17 protein-coding genes, 3 pseudogenes and 2 riboswitches are annotated in these 23365 nt (G+C 54.5%); of the genes and pseudogenes, 10 read left to right on the plus strand and 10 right to left on the minus strand.

All coding sequences use genetic code 11. The annotated features are described in order from the left end of the window. Positions 1-8 precede the first annotated feature (8 nt). The 3 genes from W930_RS0118245 to W930_RS0118255 all read right to left on the minus strand — a co-directional run bounded on the left by W930_RS0118245 (position 9) and on the right by W930_RS0118255 (position 3354). Complete coding sequence (locus W930_RS0118245; protein WP_036656106.1) at positions 9-2060, minus strand: dynamin family protein; 2052 nt, start codon at positions 2058-2060, stop codon at positions 9-11. A gap of 53 nt (positions 2061-2113) precedes the next feature. Then, a riboswitch (Fluoride riboswitch) is annotated at positions 2114-2177 on the minus strand. 12 nt (positions 2178-2189) lie between these two features. After that, positions 2190-2510 (minus strand): DUF190 domain-containing protein, encoded by a 321-nt coding sequence (locus tag W930_RS0118250; protein WP_017233152.1) that lies wholly within the window; start codon positions 2508-2510, stop codon positions 2190-2192. A 119-nt stretch (positions 2511-2629) separates the two neighbouring features. Beyond that, positions 2630-2695: riboswitch (Fluoride riboswitch) on the minus strand. A 38-nt stretch (positions 2696-2733) separates the two neighbouring features. Beyond that, positions 2734-3354: a histidine phosphatase family protein gene (locus W930_RS0118255; RefSeq protein ID WP_028731209.1), complete on the minus strand. Its 621-nt coding sequence runs from the start codon at positions 3352-3354 to the stop codon at positions 2734-2736. A gap of 253 nt (positions 3355-3607) precedes the next feature. Here W930_RS0118255 and W930_RS0118260 point away from each other — a divergent pair, with 253 nt between their 5' ends. The 7 genes from W930_RS0118260 to W930_RS29750 all read left to right on the plus strand — a co-directional run bounded on the left by W930_RS0118260 (position 3608) and on the right by W930_RS29750 (position 11072). Beyond that, positions 3608-4147: a Chromate resistance protein ChrB gene (locus W930_RS0118260; RefSeq protein WP_036656109.1), complete on the plus strand. Its 540-nt coding sequence runs from the start codon at positions 3608-3610 to the stop codon at positions 4145-4147. Positions 4148-4182: 35 nt separating this feature from the next. Beyond that, positions 4183-4992 (plus strand): endonuclease/exonuclease/phosphatase family protein, encoded by an 810-nt coding sequence (locus W930_RS0118265; protein WP_028731210.1) that lies wholly within the window; start codon positions 4183-4185, stop codon positions 4990-4992. Between the two features lie 143 nt (positions 4993-5135). Continuing rightward, positions 5136-6332: an MFS transporter gene (locus W930_RS0118270; RefSeq protein WP_051610659.1), complete on the plus strand. Its 1197-nt coding sequence runs from the start codon at positions 5136-5138 to the stop codon at positions 6330-6332. A 952-nt stretch (positions 6333-7284) separates the two neighbouring features. Beyond that, entirely contained in the window at positions 7285-7518 is a 234-nt protein-coding gene (locus W930_RS0118275) for a hypothetical protein (protein ID WP_017233157.1), read from the plus strand. A gap of 386 nt (positions 7519-7904) precedes the next feature. Then, positions 7905-8222, plus strand: a complete 318-nt coding sequence (locus W930_RS0118280) for a hypothetical protein (RefSeq protein ID WP_028731212.1) — start codon at positions 7905-7907, stop codon at positions 8220-8222. 554 nt (positions 8223-8776) lie between these two features. After that, the gene (locus W930_RS0118285) at positions 8777-9319 is read left to right on the plus strand and encodes a hypothetical protein (protein ID WP_017233160.1); all 543 of its coding nucleotides are present in this window, start codon (positions 8777-8779) and stop codon (positions 9317-9319) included. 181 nt (positions 9320-9500) lie between these two features. Beyond that, positions 9501-11072: a sensor domain-containing diguanylate cyclase gene (locus W930_RS29750; protein ID WP_036656112.1), complete on the plus strand. Its 1572-nt coding sequence runs from the start codon at positions 9501-9503 to the stop codon at positions 11070-11072. Positions 11073-11984: 912 nt separating this feature from the next. Here the strand turns inward: W930_RS29750 and W930_RS0118300 are convergent. Continuing rightward, positions 11985-12962 carry an SIR2 family protein gene (locus tag W930_RS0118300; protein ID WP_051610660.1) on the minus strand — a complete coding sequence of 326 codons (978 nt, stop codon included), beginning with the start codon at positions 12960-12962 and terminating at the stop codon, positions 11985-11987. A gap of 499 nt (positions 12963-13461) precedes the next feature. Between W930_RS0118300 and W930_RS30625 the strand changes: the two are divergent. Further along, positions 13462-13663, plus strand: a pseudogene (locus W930_RS30625) (IS3 family transposase); the annotation flags it as partial. 110 nt (positions 13664-13773) lie between these two features. After that, positions 13774-14769 carry a hypothetical protein gene (locus tag W930_RS0118305; RefSeq protein ID WP_028731216.1) on the plus strand — a complete coding sequence of 332 codons (996 nt, stop codon included), beginning with the start codon at positions 13774-13776 and terminating at the stop codon, positions 14767-14769. A gap of 107 nt (positions 14770-14876) precedes the next feature. Here W930_RS0118305 and W930_RS29755 read toward each other — a convergent pair whose 3' ends face one another. The 6 genes and pseudogenes from W930_RS29755 to W930_RS29770 form a co-directional block, all read right to left on the minus strand. After that, positions 14877-17243, minus strand: a complete 2367-nt coding sequence (locus W930_RS29755) for a phage/plasmid primase, P4 family (RefSeq protein WP_081814411.1) — start codon at positions 17241-17243, stop codon at positions 14877-14879. A 111-nt stretch (positions 17244-17354) separates the two neighbouring features. Next, on the minus strand, positions 17355-17639 hold the full coding sequence (locus W930_RS29760) for a helix-turn-helix transcriptional regulator (protein ID WP_369751563.1): 285 nt from the start codon (positions 17637-17639) through the stop codon (positions 17355-17357). 106 nt (positions 17640-17745) lie between these two features. Continuing rightward, the gene (locus tag W930_RS0118330) at positions 17746-19482 is read right to left on the minus strand and encodes a UvrD-helicase domain-containing protein (RefSeq protein WP_081814412.1); all 1737 of its coding nucleotides are present in this window, start codon (positions 19480-19482) and stop codon (positions 17746-17748) included. Positions 19483-19709: 227 nt separating this feature from the next. After that, positions 19710-20540: a hypothetical protein gene (locus tag W930_RS0118340; protein WP_028731219.1), complete on the minus strand. Its 831-nt coding sequence runs from the start codon at positions 20538-20540 to the stop codon at positions 19710-19712. A 434-nt stretch (positions 20541-20974) separates the two neighbouring features. After that, positions 20975-21091, minus strand: a pseudogene (locus tag W930_RS31175) (AlpA family phage regulatory protein); the annotation flags it as partial. Positions 21092-21097: 6 nt separating this feature from the next. Further along, positions 21098-21628, minus strand: coding sequence for an AlpA family transcriptional regulator (locus W930_RS29770; RefSeq protein WP_081814416.1), 531 nt, complete (start codon positions 21626-21628; stop codon positions 21098-21100). Between the two features lie 1384 nt (positions 21629-23012). Here W930_RS29770 and W930_RS29775 point away from each other — a divergent pair. Next, positions 23013-23303, plus strand: a pseudogene (locus tag W930_RS29775) (tyrosine-type recombinase/integrase); the annotation flags it as partial. Between the last annotated feature and the right edge of the window lie 62 nt (positions 23304-23365).

The raw sequence follows: 23365 nt of genomic DNA on the forward strand, positions 1-23365 counted from the left end.
ACTAGTGACTAAATGTTGTTGCCGATAGCACCGGCAGTATTTTCAGGGCCATTCGCAGTGCCACTCACGCAATTGCTCGTCAACTGGGTTAGCGCCTCCTGCATCGCTGAGAGCCGCATTGCAACGGAGTTGCGCGGGTCGGTCAGACGGCTTCGCTCGCTGTCCAACCAGGTGCGCCTCGCATGAGCCCACCCCTGGGCTGTTTCGTTCAGCAACCCATCGATCCCGCACGCCCAAACCTCCAGAGTTTCAAATACACGCAGATTCGCCAATGCACGCATGGCACGTGAATGCAATGTCCGCCAGTGCGACTGACGTCTCAGTTCGTCGAAGAATCTGCCGGCTGTGAGAGGTCCGAAGTCTATTTCAGGAAGTACAGGAAGACGTGGGTAGTGTCCATCGAAGTCGGTGCGAGAATCGGATATCGCTTGCCTGGCGTGTGTTACGAATTCGCGGAACGCGGCCTCTCTCTGCCTGAGTTGTTGAATCAAGGATTCCGCGTCGGAACTCACACGACTTCGAAGCGATGACAGGATCAGTGGTGCCGGATCTACCAGGTCGTCGGGACTCTGTCGTATGAGCTCGACGATATTCTCACACGCTTCCGAGACAGCTTCAGATATGGTCGCCGCGTACCTCGTCTCAATCATGCTGACGGTAGGTGGGTTTTCCAGGCAATGCTCCGCGCGACAAAGTGCCTGATGGCACCGGGTCGAGCGATTCTCCAGGTCTTGGGGGGACGATTTCGACTCGAGGGCATGGATCTTTGCGCTTAGTGTACTTACTGTGTCTCGCTGCAGCTTGCCGATCCGCCTAGTCCTCACGCCTTCTCTGAGTTGTGCGCGCCTCGCGATGCTTTCCTTGCATAGACCTTCCAGCCACGGAGCGTTCAATGCCTGATGATCCTCTTTCGCGCTTGAAAGGTATATCGGGATATGCTTGCCGAACGAGCGCTTCATGACTTTGTCGGCGTGTTCGAGGACTTGCCACTGTTCACGCAACGACAGTTGATCTGCCTTATTGATAAATACTGCGAGTTCGCCGCCCAGATCCAGTGCACGGCTCGCAATTCGCAAGTCCAGATTGCAGAGACCCTGCGCATCCACGATGAGAACTGCTAAGTCGAAGTACTGCGAGGATCGCCACCACCAGCCGCTGGTTTCTACGCTATCAATACCAGGCGAGTCTATGATCACCAGACCATCTCCGATATTCGTTGCGGGCAAATCCACTTTCACCAGAGATACGTGTCTCGCATTGTTCCTGTTCCATTGGGCGTTCAGGTATTCGTCCAGTTGTGTCGCAGATACCTCAGTGCGGCTTCCATTGGAAAACAGGATATGGATGCCGGTGCGTTTGGCGGACTCGATCAACGTAGTTGCCACAGTGGTTGGCACGGGCCCTGTCGGTAAGTTGGCAGTTGGAGCAACGAGGTTAATCAGAGATGTTTTCCCGGAGTTGACCTGTCCAACGAATAGAAGGTGCAGGGAGTCGGTGGTGCGTTGCTTCACCAACACTTCGGCGCGTTCTTGCAATGAGCTCAATCCGAACTGGGAGCAGGTCTGCAGAAGCCAATCGAGTTGAATCTCGTTATGGGAATTCGAATCTGCCGAGGTAGAGGCGCCATCATGTGTGTATGCGGCGTCCACCGAACAGCGCACAATTTCGGCTGCTTCTTCAACGCGCTCAATGAACATCCTGATATGCCGCGAGCTGTCCGGGAAATCGGGTGTTAGCGTTTGCCGAAGATACGCGTCGAGCTGTGAAATCGAGGCGGAGATTTCGTCGAGGCAAGCGCGCATGGTTTGAAGCGTGTCCCTTGAGTCGAGATAGGTGACAGCGCCCGCCGTACTTATCAGATCGAATATCGCGAGGCGGACTCGGTGAACGGCGTCAAGGGCTGTGTCCCTAACCAGCGCCGGCTCTTCGTCACAATGTTGAGAAATGCGAAAGTCCGCCGGTGACGTATCGAGAATTCCGCGCAGTTTGTCAAATTTCTCAAGAAGCCCGTAGAGCTTGCCTGTAATCTCGGACGACACGGCGTGCTGGGAGGTTGTCATTTCGTTATGCTCCGCATCAGCGAACACTCTGCACCTTGGCCGGTGGCCATTGCAGTCGCGCAGGCATCATCATCCGATGGCGGAGGTTGTTAGGGGAATGCCATCCCCGTATTCACGAGCCGTGTTGGACTAATCCCCTCCGAGGTACCCATACTCGATGGGAATTCGAGTGTAAAAAAGTTTGACTCCACCGGCTGAAAGGGCCGCGATCAGGGCGTCGATCTTCTCTTCCTCCGCAACAACGGTGATGGCAACCGGCTCATCGGCTAACTCAAAGAACCGAGCTGCGTGCAGCCTGCCATCTGCTCCCACCCCAGTCGATGCTTGCACCGTTGTCTGACCATGGATGCCCGACTGTTCAATCAGAGATGCGATCCATGTATCGGCATCTTGTCCCCCCTTTTTCTGGTTTTTTGTGAAGTAGACCGTTAATTGGCTGCCTTTGGCCATGTGGAAATTCTCCCAATGCGTTAGTCGGCCGTGAGCACGCGAGGAACGTGCGATAGCCAAGAGCTATTCGGTCCGAAACGTTGGGGGGAAATTCATAAGCCTACATCCCGCATGTCTCGGGGTACGTAGGCATCATCAGTCGCGAGCGCGACGGTTGAAGGAGGAATGCCATCTCCTGTGTGATTACGATTCTAGCACCAACGGATGCGCATGTTTTGCCTCCTTAGACCTCCTCAAGGTGAGCGGTATCGTTCACTCGAAGGATTTGGATACCCGCCGGCCCGACGTCAAATTCATTGATGGCGCAGGGAGACTGCTTGATGCGCCAATAGGCCGACAGAGGCTGGTCAAGCAGCTGGCTCAATAGCGCCCGGTTGACACTGTCATGTCCGACCAGAACCACGGGTCGCTGCTCGTCGGTGTGCTTGGCCAGAACGTATCGCAATGCATCGGCGGTGCGGCACACCAGATCCTGAAGCGAATCTCCGCCGGGGAAACGCGTGAGGTGCGGTCTAGTTCGCCACGCCTCGAATTCTTCAGGCCATTTTTGTTTGACCTCCGCATGCATCAGCCATTGCCAATCACCGTAGTCTAGGTCATTCAAATATTCCAGCGTTGCACGTGCTGCGCCGCACGCGTTTGCGATGTACTCCCCAGTGTCGACACAGCGAGACATGGGGCTGGTGTAGACGAATGCGGGAGGCGAGTGTCTTTGCAGCCTGGTAGCAAGCCTAGACGCCTGCGCTCTCCCGATGGGAGTGAGCTGTGTGTCGGCGCGGCCTCGAAATCGCACTGGCTCGATACCGTCAACATGTCCATGCCGGACCAAGAGAATTCGTGTCATTTGAGTCCTCCTTGACTGCCGCAGTTGAAACTGGTGGATGGTGTGAGGGTATGCCAAAAAGATGCGCATTTTGCCCAGCATAACGCCGCTTCGAGTCATTGTGAACGCAGCGGCCCTGACGCTAGGTCGCCGGTTGAGCTTCGGCGACGATAGTTCACCGCATATTTAGAAATAACAAATAGTGATTTGACTGAAAATGTTCAGAAAATTATCATAAAAAGTAACGGTTGCTACATTTTGGTGGATACGAGATATGCAGAATTGGTTGCTGCTTACATACAAGGTGCCAGCGGAGCCCGCCCGGAAACGGGTCGCTCTCTGGAGAAAACTCAAAGGGATGGGTGCTGTGTATCTGCAGAGTGGTGTGTGTTTGTTGCCCAAAAACGACGACCACAACCGGCGGCTGAAGATCCTGGAGAACGAGATCGACGAAATGCAGGGTGAGTCGGTACTTCTGGAAACTGTCGCGCTTGATCGCCTGCAGGAAGACAAGGTCGTTGCGCGCTTCAAGGCAGACCGCGACGAGGAATACGTCGAGTTCCTCGCTAAATGCAAGGATTTCGAGGAAGAGATCGCAAAGGAAACAGCGGCGGGCCATTTCACTTACGCGGAGCTGGAAGAAAACGACGTCGACGTGAAGAAGCTGCAGACGTGGCTGGAGAAGATCATCAAATTGGATTTCTATGGTGCGAGCCTTGCTGCGGAAGCCAAGGCGGGCCTTGAGACATGTGAGGCGCTCCTGGACGTTTACGCGCAACGTGTATTTGATGCACACGACGAAAATCATCTATAGCCTGCCCACGCAAGGATAAAAACAGGAGATTCGCGATGTTCTCTCTAAGGGTGCTCACGTATAACACGCTGTTTGCCGGGCGTGACGGACAAAAGGACCAACGCTTCGTAGACCAGATTGAGACGATCAATCTACTCAAGCCGGACGTGTATTTCATGCAGGAAGCCAGAGGCTTCGGCGCCAATGGAGCAGCGGGGTTGTTTGCGATGGAAAAGCTCATTGGCATGCGGGGCTTTTTGTCTTCGGCTCCGCGTACAGGTCAGAACGTCGCGATTTTTCTACGGTCGCCCCTCGCACCGATTAGCTTTGACGTTGATTCGGCGAATTTTCATCACACTTGCGCTGTGTTGAGAGTCGCTATTCCCGGAGTCGACAGGCATCTCACTTTGGTAGGGGTGCATCTGTGTCCCAATGGTCCGGAAACTCGACTTCGGGAGGCGGCGGTTTTGGCTATTCAGGCGCGGGCAGACCAACTCGCCTTGGTCGCTGGTGACTTCAACTCCGCATCGCCGCATGACGCGTTGCCTACAGATTGGGCGAGATTGGAGCCTCACCATCAGGCGCGATACGCATCGGCTGATTGGACCCGAGTCGATCATGCCGTGTTGAACAGGCTGGAGTCGGCAGGGTGGGTCGATATCGGTCATGTACTTGGCGAAAATGGGGAGCCCACGGTTCCGACATTGGCCTATCGGCAAGCGGAGTTTCCCACCATGCGTTGCGATTACGTGTTGGCGTCGAAGTCTATGGCGGTCTTTGCCACGGGCTACCAGGTGATTCGAAGTGAATTAACGGATAGGGCGTCTGATCACTATCCTGTACTGACCACGTTCGAGGTGGTTTGATGAAAAGCCCCCCTTCACACACACCGTATTTGGCGCCGTTGTCATCTCGCGTCGTTCCCAACGTTCCTGCAGAATCGCGAGGGTTGCTGGAGCACCCGCATGGCGACGGCGACGATATTGCCCCCGGGCATGCAGAGCCATGGATGAACCGGACCATCGTCGGTGCCGGTGTGACCAGCGCACTCGGTGACTTTTGCTACGAGACGACTACGGTCATTTTGCCTGGCTTTCTCGCGGTGCTCGGTGTTCCGGCGTTTATGCTTGGCGTCATTGAGGGGGTAGCTGACGCGGTCGCGGCATTCACCAAAATGGCATCCGGATATATTGCTGATCGTATCGGTGCGCGCAAGTCGCTGGTGCTTATCGGTTACGGTCTGACGCCTCTAGGGCAGGTGCTCATTGCCCTAGCTGCCGGATGGCCGCTTTTGCTAGCCGGGCGGTTGATTTCCTGGTTTGGGAAGGGGCTGCGGGGGCCTTTGCGCGATGCAATTGTCATTCAAGCCGTATCTGCGAAAACGCGCGGGCGAGCATTCGGGTTTTACCGCGCCGCCGATAGCGTGGGCGCCATCGCAGGCCCATTGCTCGGCGTGGCACTCCTAGGCTGGGCTCAAGGAATGAGTTGGGCAAATATGGCCAGCCCATTTCGGCTCGTCTTGTGGGTATCTACGATTCCCGGTGTGCTGGCGGTCGTGGCTTTCTTGTTGTTGGTCAAGGATCCCGAGCAAAGCGCAAACCCGAGGTTGCGGTTCGTCAGTTCAATGCGAAGCCTTCCCCTGAAGTTCAAGCGTTATCGTTGGGCCGTCGGCATATTTGGTCTTGGAGATTTCTCTCACAGTTTGCTCATTCTCGCCGCGACCACGTTACTTTCGCCATCGTTAGGGATTGTTCATGCGGCACAGATGGCCGGCATGCTGTACGTATGGCGCAACGTGGTCCAAGTAATCGCGTCCTATCCGATTGGGATTCTGGCGGATCGTACAGGCCACGTTCGAGTGCTCGTTGGCGGTTATGGACTTGGTGCAGTGCTTGGGGCATTTCTTGCAGGAGCGTTCTTAATGAGATTGCATGATCTTGCTCTGTTGACCATCCTGTTCACCGTCGCCGGACTGTATACCGCAGTACAAGAAGCGATGGAGTCTACCGTGACTGCGGAAATGGTGCCGCGCGATACTCTTGTAATCAACTATGGAGCCCTTGGCATCGTAAACGGTGCGACGAAGTTTGTGTCTAGTGCAATGGTCGGCTGGTTGTGGACGGTAATATCGCCGGCTGCAAGCTTTGCGTTGGCGGCCTTCTTGATGGCTGTCGGTGCAATGGTATTGATTCGCGCTACGCGGTGATAACTTAACGGCGGTGTACGTTTACCCGCGAACTCCCAGAATCGAGAAACGAGCCGAAACTGACTGTGACACCGCCTGCTTTTAACTCGGACAGCGACCCAGCTTTACCTCCGAGCGCCAGCGCAACACACGCCGTGTCGAAAAAGGCGCGAACGGTAGAAAAGATGGTGGACGATATACGCTAGGCTTGAGCGTTGACCCGTAGAATCTTCGCGTTTCGGTTGTTTCAATAATCGATACAAACGTCACCGTGTGTCGTGGGAACTCCATAAGGGGTGACGCTATCGCGTGATCTAGTCTTAAGAGTGCGGGGGGCAATATGCCCCCGCCTTTCGATTTTTGGGCCTACGGCCGTCCCCTTGGGCTTTCTGTCTTGACTGGTGTCAAACCCATTTGTCCCATGCCATGGTGTGCACGGGATCAATGGGCGTGTTGGTGCTTGACGAGTAGTATGAACACAGCGTTGCCGCTCCATATACGGCGGCGTGAGCGAAATCGCACGTCGTGTCATCGCGTACTTCGGAGGCGAGAATGGAAAGAACGATTGCGTATCGCGGCTTCGATATTTGCGTTAAGTTGGAGCCGGCTGCAGGGGATATGTTTGAGGCATGGTTTAGTGTCGAGGGTGCAATAGTGCCTGCGGGTGTCATCGCACTCGGCACGCCAATCAAGGTTCGCAACGGACCGTTTTCGCGCTAATGGGCCTATCTGGTCGCTGAAATAGCGGGCTAGGCGGCGATCGACGTGATACTAGGCACTTCGCACAGGGCTGCTCATTAGAGCGCGTGGTGAGCTCGCTGAACCGAGCACGCACATGCAGACGTCCAAAATGTCCCCTGTGTGGTGTGCTATTGGACTTCGGCGCGCGTGTCCGTGACGCTTGCACGATGATCCGCAGAATTTCGGTCGTACTATCATTTGTATTCGGACACTCTCTGAAGCCGTTAAATCCATGGCGTCCATCAACTTCGTGTATCGCGGGTGCACCGTCGAGATTCAAATCGGCGAGCGTGCGACCCTGTGGGACATCACCATCGAAGTGACCGCTTTCGATGGCGTCGAGCTCATCGAGCCGTTCGGCCCCAGAAAGCTCAAACTGCCGAAGACCGACGAACTCGACGCAATTCAGCAGACCCTCATCGAAGAGGTTCGCTTCGCGATTGACTGTCGGCTTGTCGGCTGCTGAGCAGCCTTCACCTCGGCCACAGCGCGCCGCGGTGCTACTCTTAGCCGAACGTTTGGTTGTTCCGGGTATTCCTCACTTTTGGGGTTAATTTAGCGGCGTAGACTTTCCTGACCGTGTGGTGCTGAATTTGCCCCGGGCACCGCGGATTTATGGCCCATCTCAACTGATGGGTCTTTTTCGTTGTGACCACATGGGTTGTCGTCATGGCTTGTCCCTTACGTTTCGTTCGACTTCGGCCCGGAGTCCCTGTTGCTTGCGATCGCGCTGATGCTGCTGGTCGTACCTCGCCGGAATATCTCTATTTCGCCTGTCGCGCTCGGCTCTCGCGAGCCGGACGATCTCGTTTTGTCTCATGCTAGGATTCCTCGAAACAACGGGAGGCGCGAATGGACGATGCCGCGTGGCTTGGGAACATCCTGTACAGCGTATTCCCGACGAACACAGTGTTCTCGGTGAGCGACATCATGGGCCGCGTTCAGGTTGAATGGACAGTGCCTGATATCGACCGACGGAATGTTCCGTTGGTGATCGATCTTGATTCGATAGTCCGGCAGCGCTGGGAGGACGAGCCGATAGGGGAGCGCATTGCCCTTGAAGGGAGAATTCGCCGCCTTGTTGCGAATCAACTCGTTGATTACGACCCAGCGGGAAGCACTGCTATTCCCGATGCGGTGGTAATTCTCGTGCACGACATCGACCTGTAAATCACGCCCTCCTTAGTATCGGTGGCGCTCCATGTAGACCACGGCCCATTTGAAGCCCCCCTTTTTGTTACGACGGTGCTCGCCGCACGACCGGATGGAGCAGTCGGTTACATCGGCCGAGTTCGGATAACTCGGAAAGATGGGGGCCGTCTTGGGCGAACTCCCTCACGTTTCAGATCACGGACGCACTGCTCAAAGTGATCGGTGTGCGAGCGCCCGGGCAACTGGTAGCCGCAACAGGGTGCAGTGGCCATCATACTTTTGGTGGATGTGCGTACGCGGTGCTTTCTTCAGCTTCACAGAGCCCCCGCAGGAATGGAGAACACCCGCATCGGTTCGTCGCCGAAGTGAGATGGGTGATGGTCTGCACATCGTAGCCGCGCCACGGCAGTTCCACACGGCGCTTGATGTCACTGACCTTCGGTTAGGCCGTCGAGCGCGCCCAGCGGGGCGGCTGCAGAATTAAGATAATGGGTGTAGGGAACGTAATGGATTGGACCGTGGGAATCTCGTTCTGCTATCGTGTGACGTCTTGACGTAAGCAATGAACCGACATGAAACGGAATGAATTGAACGATCGATTCAAGGTGTTCCCGTATCGCGCGGAGAGACGGGATGACGATACGAATAACGGCGGCCTAGACCTAATAAACAACCCGGCTGATATTGAGAAAATCCACGAGGCAGCGAGTTTTCCTGCTTTGAAGGCGTTCATCTCGATGATGAACTCGCCAACATCAGCGCTGATGACACTGGGCTGCGCGCATGGGGAGATTGATGGCCTGATTTATGGATACGTCGACATCTCATTTCGAGACGTCGAGGTGGGGCAGAACGAAGGGTTCGTGTCGTGCGTCGACGAACTGCTCAAGACTTGGGTGAAGCAGGCTTATCCGCACGGGAAGGAATTGGCCGAATGGCTACGACCAACGCTTCACTGGGACTATTCGGAATTTCGATATTTCGGAACGGAGCCAAGGCTGATGATTTCCATGACTTATCGGACCAGAGCTCTGGCGGATGCAAATCATCTATTCGGCGTTCTTCACTGTTTTTTTGAGGAAGGTCTAACATTGCCCGGTGCCTCTGACTTGTAAGGCTAACGTTAAGAGAGAAGCCCGCAATCAGAATGCGGGGTCCTGATGCGGGCTATTTCGCGTCGCCGCCCCGACGTTAGGTATGCTCACTTGAAGATCCTTTCGATACGAATTCGCTCGTATTCGGGGGTATGCTTTGTCCCAGTGGATCTTCTTCGATGAACGCTGACGGCAGCCCACCATGTCGACCATTCCGCGCACTGATCTTCGCAGCCTCATCCTGGGGCTGACGCTCACTGCATGTATTGCGACCCTTGCCAATTGTTTGTACTCAGCGTATCGAGTTCAAAAACAGGCATTGATAGAGAATTCGTTGCAAGCAAATCGGGCGTACAGCGCTAGGGTGGCGTCGTCGATCGACGTATTCCTGCGCGACACTCAACTTCGGCTAGGGTATTCGGCGAGCCGCCTGTCTGATCGGATGGACGATCCCATTGCGCTGGCGGAAGAATTGCATCGTGTCCAGGCGCAGGACAACACGTTTGACAACGTAGCAATTATTGGACCCAATCGGAACGTTGTCGCCGCTACCCCCATATCTTCAAGACTTCGTGATCACGTAGTCGAGTCGTCAGACACAGTTGATGCGCTCCGGGAGCAAAAGCCGTTTGTCAGCGACGTTCATACATCGGCCGATGGCAAGCCGGTGGTGGTGGTCTCAATGCCCATTTTTGCTCGGAGTGGGACCTACCTCGGATTTCTGGGCGGCGCGATTAATCTACAATCCGATGGAGTTCTAGGGAGGCTCGTAAGCAGCCATGTGTTTTGGGGAGACTCCCAAGTCTACATAGTAGATTCTCGCCGAACGCTTCTCTATCACTCTACGAAATCGAGGGTGGGATCAACGATTGGAGAAAATGCTGCGGTTGACCGATCCCTTGAAGGGGGGGATGGAAGCGATCGAATCACCGATTCGCTGGGGGTAGACGTTCTTGCCGGCTATGCACCTATCCCTACCGGCCACTGGGGTGTTGCCAGCCAGCAGCCCGTTATAAGTGTGCTCCGTCCACTGGGAAGCATGGTCTACCGTACCCTAATTGAGACAGTGCCTCTCGCCATTTTGGGTATGGCAGTGATTTGGGGGCTATCGGTATTGATTTCGAAGCCGCTTAGGCGACTTGCCGAGAGCGCTTCAAATACTGGCATTGTCGAAAGTGCAACCGCAATCGCCGGAGTCAACGCTTGGTATTTTGAAGCGAGCAACATCAAACGAGCCCTTCTGAGAAGCATAAGCACGACCAAGGCTAGGGTGACCCGTCTTGAGCTCGCATCCCACACGGATCCACTAACGGGCCTACTGAATCGACGCGCAATGGACGAGGCGCTTGATGAAATGTCGCGCGAGGAGCGAACGTTTTCTGCGATAGCGTTGGATATCGATCATTTCAAGCGCGTGAACGACACCTTTGGACATGACATTGGGGACGTGGTCCTGCAACGTCTTGCAGCACTAATGCGCGAATACAGCCGCGACATCGATCTCGCATGTCGAGTGGGCGGCGAGGAGTTCACATTGCTTCTGCCGGATGCGTCCACATCCACAGCTGCTGCCATCGGAGAGCGTCTACGCCAAGTTGTGATGAACACTCGGATCGACCCTGTCGGCCATATTACGATTTCACTCGGTGTCGCTACCTGGCCACAGGATGGAGCGGCTATCACAGAGGTCCTGAAAGAGGCTGACGAACGAATGTATGCCGCCAAACGTGCAGGAAGAAATCGCCTCGTTTCTGCGTCAAGTAACGTAGCGTGAGCGGTCTATGGAGGTCGCTTCGGCATGCGTCTACGGATTCTAGAGATTAGTCTGATGCTGGCGATCCGACGGGAATGTTATGCGGGCTATTTGACGTCGCCTCGCCGACATGTCGGCATACTCACTGGCGGGTTTGATTAATTTTCAATCGATCGTTTGAAATTTATTGTCGGCGAATTTCCCCCTCTCGCAATACTGACAGGATGGAGAATCAACTGCATTGCAGTACCGGGGGAGGCTGATCATGATTGTGACTATTCGATCCATTGTAGGAGCGTTGGTCCCGATAAGTGTGGTAGTCGGAGCTACCGGCTATTTCATGGGACCGAGGGGCGGCAACACGGCCACTGACCACTATGACTTCGAATTGCGAAGCACGGTCGTCGCCGGTGCCACGTGTATCGGAACGCTTGCTACCATTCTCGTGCTTGGCGGCTATATTCGTTGAAAGCGCCGCACGCTGATGGCATTCACGCTTACGTTATTGGGGCGGTCCCTCGCCGAGGATGTGTCCGGTTATCTACAGGCAGGCTCAATAAACTCACGATCATGCCGAGTAGTCGAGCCGGATGATTCCGGCCTTGCAAAACACATGATGTCGCCGGTCCGGAATAGGTTCAACGGCTGAACGTTGCCACTCGGGGCCAGCATACTGGTTGTTCAGATTGATCCACTCTTCACGAACTGGGCTGCTGCCGGTTTACCGATTGTTTGATCGACGAGCTCAGAGCTTCGACGTCGCGTTTTCGCGGACAGTGAATCATAGAGGTCACGAACAGAGCGTTCCCCATCTCGTCGCTCCAGCGACCACACGCAGAAATTTTCCCGCGCAATGTCCTGGTAATGTTCGGCGAGCGCTGAGTTAATAGCCGAACCGCCGATGGTGCCCGCGTGCCAAAAGATGAATTGCTGTTATTTGGGGAACAATAGGCGCCGCTGGGTTGGACGGCGCTCAACAGTCTTGGGAGGGACAATATCGACTTCGATAACGCTTGGATTCGAGTTGGTTTGTGTTTCGGTGATCAGCCACTGTGGGTAAGAAACAATATTTTGTCTCACTAAATCGATAATCGATGCGTAGCCCCGTTCGTAGGATTCTGATGGCACCATAATGATTTCTACCCCCAAAGATCGGAACAAGGAGAATTTCGCTGCTTCGCTTCTTTCGAGACTGCCATCGACGTCAATGCAGTAGAAGAAAGTCTTCCCGGTTCTCGTGTCTCGTCTTCGTTTGTAGAGAAGAAGCCACCAGAGATCGATTTCCGTAAAGTCGAAACCGAAGCCGACAATATGCAGGTGGTCTCTCAGAAAGATGTCCACCCAAGAGACGACGAAGATTTCCGCTTCCCACGTCGCATTCTCTTTCATCCGCCTCTCTTGCACACTGAGACGTACGGACTTTCTTTCACTTGCCGTGAGCCCTTTTGTTACGTAGTTCCTTATCTTTTGCAGATAGCCCGCATACTGGTCATATCCCAAGAGAATGGTGGCGGGACGCATCGCGTCTCCGTGGATGTGCCACACATGCCGGGTGCCGACTTCGTTCTTCCGGAATAGGCTATACCTGCTCTCAGAAACCGTAGGTCGATACGAGTAGAGATGATCGGCCAGAGCGACCTCGACAGCGACGTCGTAGTTTGTCGTAAGTATGTTGCTGAACTGACTTACCAGCGTGCCGAGCTGTGCATGCGGGGGGAGCGAGCTCACCAGTTCTGCGATTCGCTTCTTGACGTGGAGCTCGGCTGATCTGACGTTCTTAAACTCCGGAAGCCTGACGCAAAGCTCTTCAAAGAACAAGGAAAGCGGCTTCTTTTCGCTGGGGATGATTTGACCGTCAAGCCCCAGCTCATTAGTGAGCTGAGCTAGCAATTGAGGCCAACTGAGTTGCATCGACAGACGATTGAATCCATTTCCGATCAATAGGCAGTGCATCTCCCCTCCCGTTGGTCTATTAGACGCTACTCTTAGTTGTGTACAATCGATACGGCGTCCGTACGCCGTATTGCATGGCCGGGTCACAGTTTCTCATGCATGTAAAGCGCTGCTACGTGCAGTCCAATGTCCTCCGCTGGGCTCGTCAACACGTACTAGAGTTTGCGGCCAGTAGGTGCACGACTCGAAAATCAGGATCGACACTGGTTCACAATGCCCAGAGTGTAGTGGTCTAATCGATCCGGACACCAATTTAGGCGGAAATTCTTGCCATGAAGAGGTGTCTGATGATCAAACAACGTCGTTCGTTTTCCCCCGAGTTCAAACGTAATGCTGCGGCGCTGGTCCTTGACAGGAAAATTCATCGCAGCTGAAGCGCTACATCGTCAGGGAGTTGTACCTTCTCATCTTGGCGGATTTGGCCGATTCAATACGACGCTGTTGACATAGGAGCGTCAACTCGCCAATGGAGCGTTTGTTCCGGAGTTTGAAAACGGAACTGGTGCCGAACACTGGATATATGACTGCACCCCAAGCTCATCGGGACATCGGCCATTACCCGGTGCAACGATACAACTGGCTACTTCCCCATCAACTTAACGACGGGGTGGCTCCCGCGGTAGCAGAAAAAAATTAACGCAGTGTCCGGGATGGGTTGACCACTACACGGACAACACGAAGCGGATTTTTCGCGACTCTTTGCTTCGAGGGTGACTCAAGATGTGACGACGATCACCGATATGAGGATATTGGTTCAATCGGAGATTTCATGATCGTCCTAAGAATTTTGACCGGTGCCTTCTTGACGCTAGCGATCCCGTTCGCCGTATTTGCTGCGACGTGCCATTTTATGAAGGCGTGGGCCTTCGTACTCCATCCCCTAGTCAGGATCATCCGAAACATAAGTGAGCGTCATCATCTACCCGGCAAAGTCAATCGCATAGCGATAGGCGTTGCTATTTTTCTGTCGACACCTCGAATGGTTGTTGGGCAGACGGTACTGGCGTTGCTCAGCATGTGGGTTATGGCGCATTACCTTTCGGAAACTGACGTCTTCAACGTACTGTTGCAATTGACCGTGTTGGGGCTCATGCCGCTTGCTTGGCTTGCAATCGTGCTTTGTGGGAACAGAAAGGTACTTCGAGCTTTGGAGTGCCCGTTCTGCGTCGTTATCCGGTGGACGCTATTGCTAATCTTGGTGTGGGTCGCGCATGCTCATACGGCCGAGGATCTTGCGCTACTCTTTGGTCCGGCCGCGTCCCGTTTGCCAGTAGCGGCTGCGCTTGGCGCGTTTCTTCGAGCGGTCGGATACTTGGCGTTTCCAACGGCAATTTTGATCGCTTTATGTCAAGGTTTATCACTGCTTGCTTTCATAGCTGTTTCCATCAAGAAAATAGAAGTTCTCGGTCCGCGTAGATTCCTCGCGCCAGCGGTTTCTACCGTATCACTGTTCTTGCTAACGATATGGAACAGCGCAGAGTTCGTATTGATTTCGTCTCCTGTAGAGCGGCTACTCGTCGCCCATGTTGCATTCGAGAATGACATGCTCAGTGAGGAAGCCTGCAACGGGGAGAAAAGCGCTCGACGGGTGATCCAACTTGACGGAGATCAGTTGCACGCGTTCGCTTTTTTGCCTCAATGGGCAGACGGAGAGGTGCGCGAATCGATTACAGCCATAAGGAAGCTGAGAAACAACGAAGTTAAGGCGCTGATTCCGTTGTATGACGGCATTGTTAGTTGCAACTGGCCCGTAAAAGGCGTTTGACATTCGAGATATCGATGCCGCAGCGCACCACCGTGGCCGTGATCTCGTCATCATACTTCGCGGATGATGGTCGACGTGGGTTCTCACGTCGACCAGGTGCATCGATATTAGAAATTGATTAAGCGGACTCCAACGTATTGGTTGCCTCGATTGATACGCTTTTGCTTGAACCCGAGGCTTACCATGCGCAGTTTAAATTTCTGGATTGTCACAGGTTCGACACCATGCCTGCCAGTAAATCTCGAGTATGCGTCGAACGCGTCCTGCGCCGCGATTTTGCCATTCGCGGAACGTTTGCACTCTGCGTCGATCCACATCCGTACCGAATCGGCACGCGTCCGCGCGTCGGATGTTGCGGCTTCAACTTGGGCGCATCTGGGTAAGCGACCGGCTTGTAGGTAATCAGATGCACCTGCGATAAGCCAGTTAAGAATTCCTGACGCCTCGGTTGCGAGCTTGTCATCCAGATCATTGTCACGTGAGGCCCCCGAGAATTTTTGCGTGAACGGGATGACCATGACACGACGCCACAATGCGTCGTTCTCTCGATCCCAATCTGGCATTTCGTTTGTACTCAGAAGCAGTTTTCCGCGTGGTCGGAACGATTCTGTTTCCCCGTAATTGTGGCGGCCGCTCACCTGATCGCCTCCGGTCAGTTGTTTGAAGAACGGTTCATCAATGCCACCTCGTCGCTCGGATTCGGTGCAGAACAGTATGCGAGGCCGTTGTAACGCCATTAGCGCTGGTGTCGGCCCATTGGCATTTCCTTTGTTCGCGCCCTTCAGGAACGATGGCGACATCTGCCCCGAGTAAAATGGCCCAACGACGTTTTCGATCGCCCGCGTCAGCGTTCCTTTGCCGTTGCTTCCACGTCCTAGCATGAAGAACGCCTTCTGCTCTTTGATCAATCCTGTCATCGAATAACCAAGAACGGAGCGAAGAAACCTGCGGAGAACCCGGTCAGGAGCAACACTCTGTAGAAATGCGGCGAACTGTGGGCATCGCGCGGTAGGATCAAACTTCGCATCGGTCGTACACGTGATCATGTCTTGCGGTCGGCCCGCACGGAACTCCTTTGTACGAAGGTCCACGACCCCATTCGGAACCCCCAGTAGATACGGATCAGTATCAAAGTCTGAAGCCTTTGCATCGAGTTCCGGAAACGCCTGCATACCTGTGAGGATCCGCTGCGCGCTCTGATAGGACGCCATACGTTTGAGGATCGATGCGGCTGTCGAGTTGCCGGTTTCTTCTGCGCAGACTACGAGTTCGGAAATCTCGCTTAAAACGGATCGGATTGCCGCTCGTTTATCTTTGCTCCAGTGATGGTCGATGAAGACTCGGCACGATTCATTCTCAACGATCTTCAAATTTTCACCGAGTTTTACTGCGACGAATTTCGCAACGTCGGCATCGCTTGTCGGAAACGAGGATCGTCCTGAAGCATCACCTGACGTGCCGTATTGATTCGCGTAGTAGTAGATCGTCCTGATTGTTCGAGTGCCGTTCAGATCGAAGTTGGCCCAAGTTGATTTTTGTCTAGCCTCGTCGTATTTCTCGGGGGCCGATCTTGACCATTGATCCCAGATCTCGAATCCGGCGTTGTCGTCCCACGAGTGCACGGCCATGCCAATGTGTAGCCACACTGTCCGATCTTGGGCTGGAATCCTAGCCAGAAGTTCTCGTACTTCATCAGCACTAGGTTTCTGATCGGCTATTTTGTGACCCCGTTTTCGAATGGGGCGCGCAGTCACGGGCGTCTCAGTTGCTGGAATCTGCCCGCCCAGTGCCTCGATGAGTTCGGCGGCGGTTCCTGCATTAGATCCTGTCCCGCATTTTCGGAGTTTGGTTCTCTGACCGCGTTTCCAGTTAATGGTGCCCGCTAGTCGAAATGCGTGGGCAGCGTCCGTCGAATTGGGATCGGACTTGAGGGCATTCGCGAGCGCCAGCGATAACTCCCGGAATTTGGATCGTTCGCATTTCACTCGGAAGTATGCGTGGAATCGACCTGCGGACGTCTCGACCAAAATGTCGGGTTGCACGGGGAGCACAGCCAGAGATTCGCGCGTCTGACCGGAATCACAGTCAGCAACGAGATAGCGAATGCGCGTAATGTTCTCGGACCTGCGACCTTGACCGTCCGTTCGTTGAGGAACGACTGCGATTGCGGCACCACGTTCGTTGAGCGCCGCTAGTTCGATCGCGGTTTCACGAGTTGCCTCAAGATACAGTGATTGGGACTTCACGTTCGATCCGTCGCGTTCGGGGAATACCTGAATGGCGGCGCACCGGGTGCCGTCGGTCGATGGGCTGGCAACGGCCTTGAGGTGTTGGGTCATGGCCTTGATGTTGCAGTTGGTTGTTTTTGTCGGTTTCATGTAGTTCGCTGATTCTAGAATTTCGGAGCGAGCGATGTAGGTGATGCAGGACAAATCGTGATGTTGGTGCCCGGCCCCTTTTTCTTTCCCTGTCATCAAGGTCAAAAAAAGACGCAGCGTTCTCCGACATCCACAGATCTCCTACATCTCCTACACCCCGCTGCTTGTCGAAGGAAGGGGGCGAAGAAGAGAAAAACTGATTGGGTGCTAGGCCACACTCTGATCGCTGACGGTGATCGTCCGACCTACGGCGATCTTTTCCCGTGCCCAAGCAAGGACCTCAGATTCGATCCAGCGGACCATCCGGGAAGATAGGTGAACCGGTTTGGGAAACTGACCGTCTTTCATCTTCGCGTAGATAGATGATCGTGAAAGGCCGGCAATTCGTTCGACGTCAGATCGTCGGAGAAATACAATCGACGTCTGTTCTTCATTGACCAGTGTTTGGTGCATCGGGTGCTCCAGCAGGCAGTCGTTGCCTGAGTCCGGCATCGGGCAGAGAACCCGAAGCACACCTTATTTACTGATCCACCAAAACTTGAAAATCTGGTTAGCCGATTGGCCGGAAACCGAATCGAGAATGCACGCGAATCCTCGGCTATCCCAAGAATTCGCAACGACGCAATGTGCGAGTTCTCAAGAATCTGGAGCGTTGCGCGTAAAGCACCGGACCACGAAAGACCGGCGTGTGGACCAAATACAGATTCTCTCGTGCTCGTGTCGTGGCCACATAGAGCAGACGGCGTTCTTCCTCGACGTTCCGCTTCTGAATTTCTCTCACGTGGGGGATCACGCCGTCGGTCACATTGATCACCATCACGTGCTCCCATTCTTTACCTTTTGCCGAGTGAATAGTGGAGAGCGTGACGCCGAGTTGATCGTATTGCCGTTCGACGAATGCCGTGAAAGAACGCACGGTACTGAACTTGCGGATAAGTGGTTGCCAGAGATTCAGTTCGTGCTCGACCGAGGTTCGCGATTCGCCAAGACCAGATTTCGTCAGCATCGAAAGGTATGCACGTTTAACCGCGCTGAATCGACCCTCTAGACTGCCGGCCTTGGCCGCGGCAACTACTGCGCGTCTTAGCGATGCTTGATGTTGTGGCGGAACCTCGCTGACGATTTTCGAAATGCCGGCCTCAAGGTCACGGTTTCGGGATCTCGATAGGTGGGCCCGAAGTTCTTCTCGATTCGCGTTCACTAGGCGCAGCAGTTCAAGCATCCCCAAAAGATGATGGCCTTGCGTTTCGCGGTGCATCGGGGTCACGGCAATATCTTGGGCACGTAACACGCGCTCGATGATGCGCAACTCGATTCTGGTTCTAGACAGAATGGCGATGCGGTCGGGCGGAATACCATTTGAGTTCAGGTAACGGATCGTATCTATTAGGTACTGTTCCTGACCTCGTTGGGTTTTGCATTGTTTGAGCACGGGGCGGGCGCCATCACGAGATCCCGTAATGGAGATCGAGTTCAATATCGAGGATGCGAATTCGGCGGTTTGATGGCTGAGCCGATGCGATTCGCTCAGGGTCGCGGTGCGGGCGCTCAACAACGTTGCTAAGTCATCGACCTGGGTGCCCATGAACGAATAGATGGCCTGCCCAGGATCACCGAAGATCCGCAGCGTCTCCACGTTCTTGCAGATCTCGACCAACAGTTTGGCCTGTGCCAAGTCCATATCCTGATATTCGTCGACCAGCACATGCTTGATCTCGGATCGATGCTGATCGGCTTGGGCTTGCCCTAGGTCGAGCATTTGAGCATAGGTGGTTAAGCCATGATCACGAAGACGGCGGTTAAATCTGCGCGCAAGTTGCCGTAGTTCGATCAGGGCTGGCGCGTAGTGCGAGACCGACGATTCAGGATCGGATAGTAGACGCTGTTCGAGATCGAGATCTCCATGCGAAGAGATCAAGAAGTGCAGGAGGCGGCGCTGTTCAGCTTTGTCCGCGAGATCGATTCCGTGTTTTCGAAGGCGGCGTACTAGGTGGCGGTTGCGGGCCACGGTTTGGCGCAGAGCGACTGCCAATTGACCGGAGTTTGCTACCGTGCTTCGATGATCCGATGATTCACGAACGATTCGATTTGCATAGCCGTGGAAGGTGCTGACAAGAACCTGCGGATTGTTGACGCGGATCCGTAGTTCGTCGCGCGTTCGATTGCTGAAGGTCAGGATAAGAATCGAGGTCGGGCTGGCTCCATGGTTCAGCAGGTGCTCGACACAGGCTTGCAGCGTTGAAGATTTACCAGCACCAGGCGCAGCGTTGATCAACAGGCGTGGAGCTCGAGATTCAACGACCTGGATCTGCTCAGGCGTTAGTGGGAAGTTCATGTTGAAGCTGTGGTTAAGACCAGATGTTTGAGGGAGAGGGAAGGGGCTTGGGTTGCGAATTTGTAGCGGGGGTGTGGATCAAAAGGGGCAGGATTCGCAGTGTTTCCGTCGAGAAAATGCGTATAAACGTGATTTCGATGAGTGTGCGAAGGGGAAATATTCTTTGTATTTATCATTCCTTCGTTTAACGACTGCACGAACGGCACAATTGGTATTGAGTCTCGATGTCAGTGGCGAGGACGCGGTTCCAGTAGATGTCTGTTGTCGATAGCTCTTAGTGCTCGGCGAATGACTGGCTTGGCCCTCACACAGTTATGAAGAACGTACGGCGATTCGTTGAGGGCCTCGACGCGATGCTCCTGCAAGAAGTTCGCGGCGCGATTTCGAAGGGCCGATGCCGTTAGGTCCGAACGGTTCGAAAGGGCAGCACCCAGATCCATCTTCGACGAGAATTCGCACAACCGAAGAGTCGACCGCCAGAAGGCGTGATGATCGAACGCGATGCAATCTGCGAGGGTGTTCAATCCGATCGACGAGCATGCTGCGTGACCGTTGAAACGATGCTCGAAGTGACAGCAAGGCTCCGGATAACGCCTTGCGAGAAGTTTGCTCGGTCGGTCAGCGTAGAGGACGGGGACGTGCGGACTAAGATTGCCGTTCTTGTTGGTTCGCCGATTGAAGTAGACGGTCTCTTCCTCGATGTTTGCCCGTTCGCGTGCGCGGGGGACCACCATATGTTCAAGCAGATATTCGGCCATGACAGCCGCGTTCTCGTTGTCCGAGGTTAGCCAATCGATGGCGACCTCGGCATAGCTCACCCTAGTTAGGTACCGCGTGCCGAGCATATTGGATAGCTCGATAAATGCTTCCGGCGTCGGCTGTCGAAGTTCGATCTTCGTCGCCCAGATTCGCTGAAATCTATTGATCGGATGAACGATCGTAATGTCGGTACAGAGATTGAGGAGCCTTTGCTCGATCTTCTTCGCCGGCAGTCGATTGTCAACGTAGATCTTGATTCGGTCGAAAGCGCGGACGATCTCCGTGATCGAATTCGCCACGTGTTTCGTTTTCGTCGATGGTCGTCGTTCCGTGTGTTGTAGTCTCATATGTCGTTGGTGATCATGAAACGGTGAATCGCCGCGAGCGACGATGTGGGTGTGCTCGATGGACGTATTTACTAGGGATGCCAGATTTGTCGACGCGGGCGGTGCCGCCGTCATTGCGTGCACTTCGATTTGGCGCGCTGGCCACGTGCGGACCCGCGGGTCGTCCGTGTCGTGGACCAGGCTAAGTTCAACTCATGGATTCGAATGCAACTCGAGTCATGTCGAATCTATCGCCGAACCGACCATCACTGATGGAGAGCTCGTCGACGATCGTGATCGACGGGCTTACAAAATCGGCGTCTCGAAGGCTACGAGACCTACGAACCGGGATTTCTGGTCTTCAAGGTCCCTGGTACGCAGCCTGGATTTACCAATGTCGCTAGGTCTCAGGGCGCCGAAATATTCCGGTTGTGGCGACTACGGACGATTCCGCTAGTAGGTGGAACTGATTTGGGGAATTCGCTGGCTTTCATCTTCGCGTAGGTCGACGATCGGGAGAGGCCGGTGAATCATCGATACGCAAGCGTGATTCCGGCTTGCGAAAAATCATCGTTCGCGACGTTCGGGAGATTCGTCGGGTAATCGGCAGATTCTTGAGGGGAGGCGGCGTTGATATCTGTGGATGTATCGCTGGCGGACGCGAAATCTTTGCATTTGTCCGTCGAGATTGCGGCCGGGGCCTCGCGACGTTCACCACGATTTCGGTTGTCGTGAAAGTCTGTCTGCGACGCGTTACGAATTCGATTCGAATGGCATCGCGATTTCGTCTGACCCGAGCTTGAGTCGCAGGCCTCGATCCTCGATTGGACCCGGCCAAGGTTCGTCTCGCGGACATCGATTCTTGACTGAACCCAACCAATAATCTCGGACTCGATCCATGCAACGATTCTGCTGGTAAGTGGAACTGGTCTGGGGAATTCACCGTTTTTCATCTTCGCGTAGATTGATGATCGCGAAAGGCCAGTAATGCGTTCGACGTCGGGACGGCGTAGTAACGCAACCGTCGTTGGGTTTTCTTGGTCTGATCGTTGGCTGTCCATGGTGTGTTCCAGCAGGCAATCGTTGCCTAAGTCCGGCATCGGGCAGAGATCCCGTGCACACTGTATTTACTGCTCCTCAAAAGTTTGGAGATCGGCGTGACCGACTAGCCCGAATATGAATCTACGATGGGTGCGAATCCTCGGTGACCCGGGCCAGCAGAACTCGGTTGAACGCTGGTTGATTAGGGATCACTCGAACCGGCGGGCGCACGAATGTTCCAGCAATTCGATTCTTAACCGCGAAGGTTCTGGGCGTGGGAGCTTCGTTGTGCGGTGGTTCGCCAATACGTTGACGGCCGCCAGTGTCCGCCTTCGTTAGGGGAGCACGTTGGTACTAGTTGTGTTGTGGGCGTCCAATTAGCGCATCGTGTTGGACGTCAAATTCGTTCGCTAGGGATACGATTATTTACTAGAGCCGCGGGAACTTGACTTGATCTGCGATTACCCGAATTCGTGCTTGAAATCGCGGCTGTCGATTGGGAGGCGAGCGCCGATGTTCGAACGGTTAGCGGGTTGTTCCGTATGCCGAAAATGATCGATCGCGGGCCGTCGAACTCGCCAATCTTGACCGGATCTGTGTGTGACCGAGATTACCGATCTGGGCTCTGGGGACTGGCCTGGAATCGTACGGCGGCCAAGTTTGCGGTGGTCCGGATCTGGTTCTCGGATCTCAGCGGCAATACCCTGATGCCGGCGCAGTGTGCGCCCCTGCGGGCATTACGAATTCGGCTAATGGACCGCATGTGCCGTCGAATCGCGTCACGAATTCGTATACGGGCCTGACCTAGTATTGCGGTTGACAGAGAATTCGGTGGCAGAAGTTTGACCGTTTGCGGTAAAGGAATTCCGAGAACAACGACCCGCTCTACCAAAAAAGCGCGGATGATCCGGCCAATTTCTGGGGGCAGCTATTTACTAAGGACCAACAGTTCTGATTCTCGGGCGCCACCACAGGTGCCAAGTTCATGAGTTTGGTGAACAGCTTTCGTGTCTAGCGCGACGCCGCGACGAATTCGTTCGGTCGTCAATGTGTGGCTAGGGTCAGCGAAGCGGCCATTCGACCTGCCGTCTTCTACCGTATCCGAATTCGTAGATTCTGCGGCGGGTGATTGCGATTGACGGTCAGGTCGTCGAGGCTCGGTCTACCCGATCACTTGGGCGGGCTACTAGATCTTGTAGATTTCGTTCACTTGACGAATATGATTCGACCCAATGTGTGCGGCAAGATTCGTGCGGTCGAGTTGTCTGGGTTCGATAGTGATCGGTCTCTATATTCGTCATTCGTTTCGCAACAGGCGCACCAACTTGACGACGAGACGCTGGCGAGGCGCCGAACATTGTTGGCCAGCGCTTCTTGCCGGGATACCGGGCGTCCAGACTGCTTCGTGAGAGTGGGGCACCAGAATTTGAATCTTTCTCCGTGCATAATCTGAGGAGAACGGCTAGCCCACAGTTGCATGAGGCCGGGTTTAATACTGACTGGATAGAAAAATGTTTGGCACACGAGCAGCGTGGGATGCGCGCGGTGTACAACAAGGCAGAATATGCCGAGCAGCGGCGCCACATCCAGCAGGAATGGGCTCACATGGTCGATGCCTGGGTCAGTGTGCGGACCTACGTTCCAAAGTTGATGCCAGAAAACGTCGTGGTGCCGACGTTGAGTGTGTGGACCTGAATGGATGAGAGATAGTACCTAGTTCATTCGTTGCGTGATCTCGTCCGTATGGCGCTTGCCCT

Origin of the sequence: Pandoraea sp. E26 (genome assembly GCF_000681415.1) — a bacterium.
In the GTDB taxonomy this organism is placed as follows: Bacteria; Pseudomonadota; Gammaproteobacteria; order Burkholderiales; family Burkholderiaceae; genus Pandoraea; species Pandoraea pnomenusa.